This window comes from Rhodanobacter sp. GW835-FHT13D09, from assembly GCF_058793995.1.
The window spans coordinates 41,779-51,920 of the sequence record NZ_JBXAGL010000001.1 but is presented as its reverse complement, the minus strand read 5'-3'; the positions used below and the strand labels follow the sequence as shown (position 1 = coordinate 51,920).

Below are 10,142 nucleotides of genomic sequence, written 5' to 3'. Positions count from 1 at the left end.
GCCGCAGGCTGGCCCTGCAGCGCGCAGCGCGGAAGGGTGAATCCCATGGATGGGATTCACAATCCCCCCGTGCCGCAGTTCCGCACAGCCAATCAAAGCCACGCCCCGCAAGGGGCGTTTTGCGTATCTGGCGGAGGCTTCGACGTCGCGCCTTCGGAGCTGCGTTCAGCCCGAACGTTGTCAGTGGAGAGCGGCCTTGGAGACAGGGCGAATTCGACCTCGAAGCCGAACCGTTGGTCGGATCGGAACATCGAGCCTCTGCGGGGGTGGCTCAGCCGGTTGCCAGTCCGCGCAGATCGACGCCACCGCCATCCACGCTCAATACCGAACCGTGCTCATACCAGTCCCCCAGCACGATCCGTTCGGCTGCCTGTCCATCCAGCCCAAACTCATGCACGGCTGGCCTGTGCGTATGTCCGTGGATCAGCCGGGTCACATGCGCCTTGCGCATGGCCTCGGCCACGGTTCCGGCGTTGACGTCCATGATGCTTTCCATGGTGCTGCCGGTATGCGCCTTGCTGTCCGCGCGGGCCCTGGTGGCGAAGGCGCGGCGGGCCTCCAGCGGCATCGCCAGGATCTGCGCCTGCCATTCTGGCGTGCGCACCTGTCGGCGCACGGCCTGGTAGGCGAGGTCGTCGGTGCACAGCACGTCGCCGTGCATCAGCAGGGTGGGGCGGCCGTGGATGTCGTGCACGGTGCCGTCGTCGAGCAGGGTCAGGCCGGCGCGTGCGGCGAACGCGGGGCCGAGCAGGAAGTCGCGGTTGCCGGCGATGAAGTACACCGGTACGCCGGCGTCGCGCACGGCGCGGGTGGCGGCGGCGATGCGCGCGGGCAGCTCGGCATCGTCGTCATCGCCGATCCAGGCCTCGACCAGGTCGCCGAGGATGTACAGCGCGTCGGCACCGCGGACCTCGGCGCCGGCCAGGTAGCGCTCGAACAGCGCGGTGATCTGTGGGCGCGCGGGGTCCAGGTGCAAGTCGGCGATGAACAGCGTGGCCATCGCGCCGGTCAACCCTTGCCGGCGGGCTTGCCGGCTTTTCCGCGCGGCTTCGGCGCGGCCGGTGCGGATTTTGCCGGAGCGGTGTTGCTGGCGGCGGGTGCCGCCGACTCCTCGCCGACGACGCGTGCGCTCTTGATCAGCACCAGCGGATCCGGCACGTCGGCAGCGAACGGACCGAGCGCACGCGTGGGCAGGGCGGCGATCTTGTCGACCACGTCCATGCCCTTGAGCACCTTGCCGAACACGGTATAGCCCCAGGTCAGTCCGCTCTGCGTGCCGGCAAAGTCCAGCCGGCGGTTGTCGACCAGGTTGAAGAAGAATTGCGCGGTGCCGGAGTTCGGGTCGGCGCCGCGAGCGACCGCCACCGTGCCGCGCAGGTTGGAGAGGCCGTTGTCCGCCTCGCTGGGCACCGCAGAGCGGGTACGCTTGGGCTGCAGGTCGCGGGTGTACAGGCCACCCTGCACCAGGTAGCCGGGGATGGCCCGATGCAGCAAGGTACCGTCGTAGAAGCCGTCGCGGACGTACTGCAGGAAGTTGGCCACGCTCTTCGGCGCCTTGTCCGGGTACAGCTCCAGCGTGATGTCGCCCTGCGAGGTGCTCAGCACGACCTGCGGCGGTGGCGCGGTGCCGGTGCCGGTTGCCGGCTTGGCGGTCTGCGCGGCCAGCGTCGGCGGCAGGATCAGGAGCAGCGTGGCGAGCAGGAATTTCGACATGGCATCAAAAGGCGAGGTCTGGGCGTCCGGGCATGATACGCGGCTGCGACGGAAGCTGGGCCGTCGCGATCAGTTGCTGGAGATGTCCAGCTTCACGCCCAGTTCGGTTATCGGTGACTGTTCCTGCTGCAGGTCGGCCTCGCTCAGCGGATGTTGTTCGAACCAGGTCAGCGGCAGGGTCAGGCGCAGCGACTTGCTGGTGGCGGCGAGCTTCATCTGCGGCAGCGACTCGGCCCGGCGCGCGCGCCGGAACAGCACGGCCAGGCGCAGCAATGCGGTGGTATAGCGGGCGAGCTGACGGTAGCGTTGCGGCAGTGCGGCCAATACCGCCTTGTCCGGTTTGCGCCGGTGCATCTCCACCACCGCCGCCAGCAGCTGTTGTTCCTGCCGCGAGAAGCCGGCCAGGTCGGCGTGACGCAGGATGTAGGCGCCGTGATGATGGTGCTGGCTGTGCGCGATGGCCAGGCCGATCTCGTGCACGCGCGCGGCCCACGACAGCCATTCGCGGGCATCGGCATCCAGTTTCCAGGCGCGCGCGACCTGGTCGAACAGCATCAGCGCGGTGGCCTCCACCCGCCGCGCCTGGGCGCGGTCGACGCCGTAGCGGGTGGCCAGGGCGTCGATGCTGGCGGTGCGCGGATCGCTGCCGCCGGCACGGCCGAGCAGGTCCCACAGCAGGCCTTCGCGCATCGAGCTTTCGCACACGCGCAGTCGCTCGATGCCGAGCGCGGCGAACGCCGCCTCGAAGATCACCACGCCGCCGGCAAGCACCGGCGCACGTTCCTCGACCAGGCCGGGCAGCTTGAGCGTGCCGATCTGGCCGTGGCCGATCAGCACGTCGCGCAGCGCGGCGAGCGAGGACGGGGTGATCCCGTCGTCGGAGAACTTCATCGCCTGCACCACCGCGCCGATCGACTTGGCGGTGCCGGACGAGCCGTAGGCGTCCTGCCAGCCCGACTCGCGATAGTCCTCGGCGAACTGCTGCAGCAGCACGCCGATCTCGCCGAGCGCGCGCTGCCAGCGCTTGCGGTTGATCTTGCCGCCGGGGAAGAAGCGCATGGTCGAGGCGATGCAGCCGGCCTGCACGCTCTCGGTGTGCAGCGGCGCCAACCCGCGGCCGATGATGAACTCGGTGCTGCCGCCGCCGACGTCGATGACCAGCCGCGGTTCGCGCGTGGCGGGCAGGTCGTGCGCCGCGCCGAGGAAGATCAGGCGGCCTTCCTCGCGGCCGGAGACCACCTCGATCGGATGGCCGAGGGCCGCCTCGGCGGCTGTCAGGAAGGTCTGCGGCGAGGCCAGCCGGCGCACCGTGTTGGTAGCCACCGCACGCACCCGCATCGACGGCAGGCCGGCGATGCGCTGGCCGAAACGGGCCAGGCAGGCCATGGCGCGGGCGCGCCGCTCGGCGTCCAGGGTGCCGTCGGCGCGCAGGCCGGCGGCCATCCGCACGGTGTCGCGCAGGCGGTCGATCACCCGCGGCTCGCCATGCTCCATGCGGGCCACCACCAGGTGGAAACTGTTCGAGCCCATGTCCACCGCGGCGAGCAGTTCGCCGTCGCGGATCGGTGTCTGTTCGGCTGGACTCACGCCCGGGTTCCCGCTTCGGCCAAGCGTGGATTCTCGCACGGGCACGCGCCATGGGCGACATGGCGCTTCATGCGGCGCGGCTCATTTGCAGTAACGCTCGATCAGGCCCTGCTGTGCGCTGTAGGGCGGCTCATCGCCGGGTTCGGCGCGGGTGTAGCGGCCGTCGCCGCCGAGCAGCCAGGCCTGGGTGTTGTCGGCCAGGCTGTTGGCCAGGGTTTCCTCGAATACCCGCGTCGCCAGCTCGGCATCGAGGATCGGGAACGCCACCTCGATCCGCCGTCGCAGGTTGCGTTCCATCCAGTCCGCGCTGGCGCAGTAGATTTCCGCCTCGCCGTCGTTGGCGAACCAGTACACCCGGCTGTGCTCGAGGAAGCGGCCCACGATCGAGCGCACGCGGATGCGCTCGGAAATGCCTGGCAGGCCGGGGCGCAGGGTGCACGCGCCGCGCACGATCAGGTCGATCTCCACGCCGGCCTGCGAGGCGCGGTACAGCGCCTCGATCACGCGCGCCTCGTTCAGCGCGTTGAGCTTGGCGACGATGCGGGCGGGGCGGCCGGCCTCGGCGTGCGCGGTCTCGCGCTCGATCTTCGCCAGCACGCTGGGGTAGAGCGTGAACGGCGAATGCAGCAGCCGCTTCAGCTCGATGATCGGACCCAGGCCAGAGAGCTGCTGGAACACCTTGTGCAGGTCCTCGCCGATCTCCGGATTCGCCGTCATCAGGCCGATGTCGGTGTACATCCGGCTGTTGGCCTGGTGGTAGTTGCCGGTGGACAGGTGCACGTAGCGGCGCAGCGCCTCGCCCTCGCGGCGCACGATCAGCATCATCTTGGCGTGGGTCTTGTAGCCGACCACGCCGTAGACCACCTGCACCCCGGCCTCCTGCAGCCGTGTGGCGAGGCGGATGTTGGCCTCCTCGTCGAAACGCGCGCGCAGCTCGATCACCACGGTGACGTCCTTGCCGTTGCGCGCGGCCTCCACCAGCAGGTCGACCAGCGGGGTGTCCTCGCCGGCGCGGTACAGGGTCTGCTTGATCGCCAGCACCTGCGGGTCGGCGGCGGCCTGGCGCAGCAGGTCGATCACCGCGGCGAAGCTCTGGTACGGGTGGTGCAGCAGCACGTCGTGCTGGCCGATCAGTTCGAACTTGTTGCGGCCGCTCTCGAGTGCGGCCGGCAGCTGCGGGTTGAAGCGGGGGAATTTCAGCTCCGGCCGGTCCAGCCAGTCGTAGATCAATCCGGCGCGGATGATGTTGACCGGGCCGTCGCAGCGGTACACGTCGGTCTCTTCCAGCTGGAAGTTCTCGATCAGCATCGCGGTGATCGCCTTCGGGCAATCGTTGGCTATCTCCAGACGCACCGGCCGCGCGTAGCCGCGGCCGACCAGCTCCTCGCTGAGCGCGAGGGCGAGGTTCTCCACTTCGGCCTCCTCGACGATCAGCTCGCTGTTGCGGGTGACCCGGAACTGGTATGCGCCGACCACCTTGAGGCCGGGGAACATCAGGTCGGCGAATGCCTGCAGCAGCTCGGCGAGGAACACGAAATGGTCGCCGGGCCCGCCGACCTCGGCCGGCACGCGGATGATCCGCGGCAGCGAGCGCGGCGCGCGCACCAGCGCCATGTGGCCCTCGTGGCCGAACGCGTCGCGGCCTTTCAGCACCACGGCGATGTTCAGCGTCTTGTTGAGGATGCGCGGGAACGGATGCGCCGGGTCCAGCCCCAGCGGCGACAGCACCGGCAGCACCTCGTGCTCGAAGTAGCCGCGCAGCCAGCGGCGCTGGCGGGGACTCCATTGCTTGCGGGTGAGGATGTGGATCTGCTCGGCGTCCAGCTGCGGGGCGAGCTGCTCCTGCCACGCCGCGTACTGTTCGCTGACCAGGTCCAGCACGCGGCTGCGGATGCGCGACAGCAGCTCGCCCGAAGCCAGCCCGTCCGGTCCCGGTGCGGCCGAACCGTAGGCGTGGTGGCGCTTGAGCGTCGCCACCCGCACCTCGAAGAACTCGTCGAGGTTGTTCGCCACGATGCTCAGGTAGCGCAGCCGCTCCAGCAATGGCACGGAGTCGTCGCGCGCCATCGCGAGCACGCGGAAATTGAATTCCAGGGCGGCCAGTTCGCGGCTGAGGTAGAGCCCGGGCGCGGTCAGGTCGGTGGCATCGGGCGGGACGGGGGCAGGCGGGCGCATGCCTCATTCTGGCGCATGGCGAGGGCCGAATGCATGCGTCGCCGCCGCAAGCCTTCAGGTTTCGTCGTTGCTGCCGGGGGGCAGCAGCCGCGCCATGCCGAAATGGCAGGAGAAGGTGGAGCCCACTCCCGGCGCGCTCTGGATTTGCAGCTGGGCCTGGTGCAGGTTCAGCACGTGCTTGACGATCGACAGGCCCAGTCCGGTGCCGCCGGTGTCGCGCGAGCGGCTGGAGGAAACCCGATAGAAGCGCTCGGTGAGGCGGGCCAGGTGCGAGGCCGGGATGCCGAAGCCGGTGTCGCTGACCGAGTACGCTGCGCCGGCGGGTTCGCGCTGCCAGCGGATGGTGATGCTGCCGCCGGCGGGGGTGTAGCGCACCGCGTTGCTGGCCAGGTTCGACAGCGCGCTGTGCAGGTCTTTCGGCGAGCCGAGCAGATCGACTCCGGCGGTGGATTCCAGCACGATGCGATGGCGGCCCTGGCTGAGCGCCTCGGCCTCCTTGCGCACGGTCGCCAGCAGCGCTTCCATCGGCACCCGCTCGTCGACGACCTCATGCTGGGTCTCCAGCCGCGACAGGGTCAGCAGGTCCTCGACGATCTGGCCCATCCGCTTCGACTGCGCGCGCATCTCACCCAATACCGCCGCCAGCTCGGGCAGGTCTTCCGGGTCGAGCAGTTCCAGGTAGCCGTGGATCACCGTCAGCGGCGTGCGCAATTCGTGCGACACGTTGGAGACGAAATCGCGGCGGGTCTGTTCGAGCCGGTTCAGGTGGCTGACGTCATGCGCCAGCAGCAACTGCTCATGGTCGCCGAGCGGCAGCAGGCTGAGGTTGATCTGGCTGTCCGCCTGCCCCGGTGCGCTGGCGTCGTTGAGCGGACCGCGCGCGCCGTCGCGCAGCCAGTCGGCGAGCTCGGAGCCGGCCAGCCGCTGCGACAGGGATACCCCGCGGTCCTGCGGCCGGCGCAGCCCGAGCAGGTTTTCGGCAGCATGGTTGAACCAGCGGATCTGCTGCTGTTCGTCGAGCAGCACCACTGCGTCGGGCAATTTGCTTACGGCGTTGCGCAGGTCGCGCAGGTTCGAGGCGAGGCGGCGGGATCGCGTCATGAAACGGTCATGCTGGAGGGAGGTGGCGGTCGCGGATGCATCCATCATGATCTGGTCTTGATGACGGATCCGAGTCAGAAGCAAGACGACTTCGGCGATGGCGACCAGGGCGATCCCGGCCGCCGGATGACCCCCGGCCAGCCAGCCCAGCAGCGCACCGCCACCCAGGCCGGCGGCCAGCGTGGAGGGCAGTTTCCAGGAGGGCGTGGCGGACGGGCTCATGCGGCGCGGAAGCTCGGGGCGGCGGAGGCCCAGCATCGGCAAAAGGCGCCGCCGCCGCAAGCCGGCTCGCGCCGGCTCAAATGCTGGTCGAGAAACGGTAGCCGGTGCCGCGCACGGTCTGCACCAGTTCGTCCAGCTTCCACGGCTCCAGCGTCTTGCGCAGGCGGCGGATGTGTACGTCGACGGTGCGCTCCTCCACGTACACGCTGCCGCCCCAGACGTGGTCGAGCAGCTGCGTGCGCGAGTAGACGCGCTCGGGATGGGTCATGAAGAAGTACAGCAGGCGGTATTCGGTGGGGCCGATCGGCACCGGCTCGTCGCCGGCGAAGACCCGGTGCGCCGGACCGTCGATGCGCAGGCCGCCGAGTTCGACCACGCCGGAGCCGTCGTCGCCGTGGCTGCGCCGCAGCACGGCCTTGATCCGGGCGACCAGTTCGCGGGTCGAGAACGGCTTGACCACGTAGTCGTCGACACCGGCCTCGAGGCCGTTGACGCGGTCCATCTCCTCACCGCGCGCGGTGAGCATGATGATCGGGACCTCGCGGCTGAGCTCCTCCTTGCGCAGGCGCCGGGCCAGCTCCAGTCCGCTGGTGCCGGGCAGCATCCAGTCGAGCAGGATCAGGTCGGGGACCTGTTCGGCGATCGCCATCTGGGCGGCGCGCGAGTCGGCCGCCTGCATCGCGTCCATGCCGGCCTTGCGCAGGGCAAAGGCGATCATTTCGCGGATCGAGGTCTCGTCTTCGACGATCAGGATGCGTTTGTGCACGCCGGGGTCCGCAGGTGTCTTGTGACCGTGATATTGCAATGGATGAATGTTACGTGTCGATGACATGGGTCCGGCTTGAAGGGATCCGGGTTACCCCGGCGGCCGCACGGCGCCGTCCGGGCCGGCGCCGAGGCTGAAGCACAGCCGGCTGTCACAGCCGCCGTCGGGCCGCAACTGCTGCTGCCGCCCGTCCGGGTTGTCCTCGGTCTTGATCTTGCGCTTGTGCAGCTCCAGCACCAGCGGGGTCAGCTCGCTGATGCGCGCCTGGATGCGCGCCCGCGCGTAGTAGTCCAGGTCGTCGCGCTTGAGCAGCCGCCTGAGCTGTTCCATCGCGTCGAACGGCCGGCCGGAGTAGTAGCTGGCGTCGGCGAACGCCTCGCCGGCGCGCACGCTGTCGCCGGCCTTCTCGCTGGCGCGGGCGTAGGCGCCGTAGACCTCGGGCTCGCTGGCATCGTCCAGCAGCGGACGCAGCAGGTTCGCGGCGAGGCTGGCCTGCGCCTTGTCGCCGCCGGCGGTAAGCGCTTTGGCGTAGGCGAGCGCGACGGCGCGGTTGCGCGGCGACTGGGTGTTGAGCTCGCTGTACATCGCCAGCGCCGCGGCGTGCTGCCCGGCCTGCAGGCGGGCGTCGGCCAGCGCCAGCTTCAGGATCAGGTTGTCCGGGTGGGACTGCAGCAGCGGCTGCAACTGCCCGGTCGCGGTGGCGCCGCGTCCGCTGCGGGTGAGCGCCAGGGCGTAGCCGTAGCGGTTCGCCGGCGTGTCGAAGTCGGGGCGGGACTGCAGGCTGGCGCTGTAATAGGTGGCCAGCTTGGTCGCGTCGCCGGCCAGCACGCGCACGCGTTCGCGCATCAGCGCGTAGGTGTCGAGGCCGCTGCGCACCGAAGGCCGCAGCAGGGTGGCGGGATCCTTCACGAACGCGATCGGAGCGGTGCTTTTCTCCCACTGCAGCTTGTCCATGGCGGTGCCGGACGGGCGCAGCTTCTGCGCCGCGGCCAGTGCGCCGGCGCGCGCCTTGGCATCGCTGATGCGCATCGTCGTCACCGGATGCGTCTGCAGCAGGGCCGGCACGTCCTCGCCGCCGGCGCCGGCGCTCATCGCGTCCTGCATGCGCTGGAAGAAGCCGGCCATCGCGTTCGGGTCGAAGCCGGCCTTGGCCAGCGTCTGGATGCCCACGCGGTCGGCCTCGATCTCGTCCTTGCGGGTGAAGTTGATCGACTTCTGCGCGATCAGCCCCTGGCCGCCGGCCAGCACCGCCATCGGCGCATCGCCGCCGTGGCCGCCGGCGCCGGCGACGATCGCGCCCAGCAGCACCAGCGCCATCAGCGGCGCGTCCTTCCTGGAATCCTCGAACGCGCGCTGCAGGTGGTTCTGGGTGATGTGGCCGATCTCGTGGGCGATCACGCCGGCCAGCTCGCTCTCGTCCCGGGTGATCGTCAGCAGCCCGGCGTTTACCGCGATGTAGCCGCCGGGCGCGGCGAACGCGTTGATCTCCTGGTCCTTGACGACGAAGAACGTGAAGTGCTCCTTCGGCTTGTCGCTGCTGGCGGCCAGCCGGTAGCCGAGGTCGTTGATGTAGTCGTCCAGCAGCGGGTCGTCCACCACCATGTCCAGGGCGCGCATCTGGCGCAGCATCGAGGCGCCGTAGTCCTGCGCCTCCTGCGGCGAGATCAGCGCGTTGGCCGAGCTGCCCAGGTCGGGCAGGCGCACGTTGTCCTGGGCGCCAGCGGCGCAGGCCAGCGCGGCGGTGATCAGCGCCGTCAGCAGGCGCGGGGTGGGGCGTCGTGGTGCCATGGTCATAGGTTGGGCGACAATAGCATTGTGACCGCGGTTCGCCGTATCGGTTCAGCATGGCCCGGCCGCTTGAGCCGGCAGCGGCGCGGCCCCATCTTCTGTTGCTCTTTTCCCATTCAGCGGAGTGTCGTGATGTCCAAGATCGAGGTCTATTCCACCGCGGTATGCCCGTACTGCGTGGCGGCCAAGAACCTGCTCAAGTCCAAGGGGCTGGAGTGGACCGAGGTGCGCGTCGATACCGATCCGGCGCAGCGCGACGCGATGCTGGCACGCAGCGGCGGTCGCCGCACGGTGCCGCAGATCTTCATCAACGACCAGCACGTGGGCGGCTATGACGACCTGGTCGCCGCCGATCGCAGCGGCAGGCTGGGCGAGTTGCTGGGGCAGGCCGCATGAGCGACAAGCTCGCCGAATTCAGCGCGTTCCGCCAGCGCATGAACGAGCGCATCCTGGCCGAGGACAACCAGGTCGTGCGGCGCTTCTTCGCGCTGGACACGCAGACCTACAAGGCCGGCGCGCTGGACGTGAAGACCAAGGAGATGCTGGGCCTGGTTGCCTCGCTGGTGCTGCGCTGCGACGACTGCATCAGCTACCACGTGGCCCAGTGCAAGGACGCCGGCGTGCAGCGCGAAGAATTCTTCGAGGTGTTCAGCGTAGGCCTGGTGGTGGGCGGCTCGATCGTGATCCCGCACCTGCGCCGCGCGGTGGACCTGCTAGACCAGCTCGAGTCGGGTGCCGGGAACGATCCGGCTGCCTGCGCCAATCATGCCGGCGCGTAGCCGCTGCGGTT

At 69.5% G+C, this 10,142-nt stretch carries 9 protein-coding genes; 2 read left to right on the top strand and 7 right to left on the bottom strand.

Annotation, left to right across the window (positions count from 1 at the left end; translation table 11 throughout):
* Positions 1–271: 271 nt before the first annotated feature.
* From AC1Q5A_RS00260 to AC1Q5A_RS00230, 7 genes are all read right to left on the bottom strand, one after another.
* Positions 272–1,000, bottom strand: a complete 729-nt coding sequence (locus tag AC1Q5A_RS00260) for a UDP-2,3-diacylglucosamine diphosphatase (RefSeq protein ID WP_492697085.1) — start codon at positions 998–1,000, stop codon at positions 272–274.
* A gap of 8 nt (positions 1,001–1,008) precedes the next feature.
* Positions 1,009–1,713: a peptidylprolyl isomerase gene (locus tag AC1Q5A_RS00255; protein WP_492697081.1), complete on the bottom strand. Its 705-nt coding sequence runs from the start codon at positions 1,711–1,713 to the stop codon at positions 1,009–1,011.
* A 69-nt stretch (positions 1,714–1,782) separates the two neighbouring features.
* Positions 1,783–3,300 carry a Ppx/GppA phosphatase family protein gene (locus AC1Q5A_RS00250; protein ID WP_492697078.1) on the bottom strand — a complete coding sequence of 506 codons (1,518 nt, stop codon included), beginning with the start codon at positions 3,298–3,300 and terminating at the stop codon, positions 1,783–1,785.
* A gap of 81 nt (positions 3,301–3,381) precedes the next feature.
* Positions 3,382–5,475, bottom strand: a complete 2,094-nt coding sequence (gene ppk1, locus AC1Q5A_RS00245; RefSeq protein WP_492697075.1) for a polyphosphate kinase 1 — start codon at positions 5,473–5,475, stop codon at positions 3,382–3,384.
* Between the two features lie 54 nt (positions 5,476–5,529).
* Positions 5,530–6,798 (bottom strand): phosphate regulon sensor histidine kinase PhoR, encoded by a 1,269-nt coding sequence (gene phoR / locus AC1Q5A_RS00240; protein WP_492697072.1) that lies wholly within the window; start codon positions 6,796–6,798, stop codon positions 5,530–5,532.
* A gap of 76 nt (positions 6,799–6,874) precedes the next feature.
* The gene (gene phoB, locus AC1Q5A_RS00235; RefSeq protein ID WP_492697070.1) at positions 6,875–7,564 is read right to left on the bottom strand and encodes a phosphate regulon transcriptional regulator PhoB; all 690 of its coding nucleotides are present in this window, start codon (positions 7,562–7,564) and stop codon (positions 6,875–6,877) included.
* A gap of 90 nt (positions 7,565–7,654) precedes the next feature.
* A complete protein-coding gene (locus AC1Q5A_RS00230; RefSeq protein WP_492697067.1) occupies positions 7,655–9,358 on the bottom strand; it encodes a M48 family metalloprotease in 1,704 nt (567 codons plus the stop codon).
* A 126-nt stretch (positions 9,359–9,484) separates the two neighbouring features.
* Between AC1Q5A_RS00230 and grxC the strand changes: the two genes are divergently transcribed.
* Together grxC and AC1Q5A_RS00220 are read left to right on the top strand one after the other, a co-directional pair.
* A complete protein-coding gene (gene grxC / locus AC1Q5A_RS00225) occupies positions 9,485–9,748 on the top strand; it encodes a glutaredoxin 3 (RefSeq protein WP_492697064.1) in 264 nt (87 codons plus the stop codon).
* Positions 9,745–10,131 carry a carboxymuconolactone decarboxylase family protein gene (locus tag AC1Q5A_RS00220; RefSeq protein WP_492697062.1) on the top strand — a complete coding sequence of 129 codons (387 nt, stop codon included), beginning with the start codon at positions 9,745–9,747 and terminating at the stop codon, positions 10,129–10,131. Before grxC ends, AC1Q5A_RS00220 begins: the two co-directional genes overlap by 4 nt.
* Positions 10,132–10,142: the final 11 nt, after the last annotated feature.

Bases quoted from the DNA above. Each gene is read 5' to 3' on its own strand.
- ppk1 (WP_492697075.1), bottom strand. From the start codon at position 5,475: ATGCGCCCGCCTGCCCCCGTCCCGCCCGATGCCACCGACCTGACCGCG.
- phoR (WP_492697072.1), bottom strand. From the start codon at position 6,798: ATGAGCCCGTCCGCCACGCCCTCCTGGAAACTGCCCTCCACGCTGGCC.
- AC1Q5A_RS00230 (WP_492697067.1), bottom strand. From the start codon at position 9,358: ATGACCATGGCACCACGACGCCCCACCCCGCGCCTGCTGACGGCGCTG.
- AC1Q5A_RS00255 (WP_492697081.1), bottom strand. From the start codon at position 1,713: ATGTCGAAATTCCTGCTCGCCACGCTGCTCCTGATCCTGCCGCCGACG.
- grxC (WP_492697064.1), top strand. From the start codon at position 9,485: ATGTCCAAGATCGAGGTCTATTCCACCGCGGTATGCCCGTACTGCGTG.
- AC1Q5A_RS00220 (WP_492697062.1), top strand. From the start codon at position 9,745: ATGAGCGACAAGCTCGCCGAATTCAGCGCGTTCCGCCAGCGCATGAAC.
- AC1Q5A_RS00260 (WP_492697085.1), bottom strand. From the start codon at position 1,000: ATGGCCACGCTGTTCATCGCCGACTTGCACCTGGACCCCGCGCGCCCA.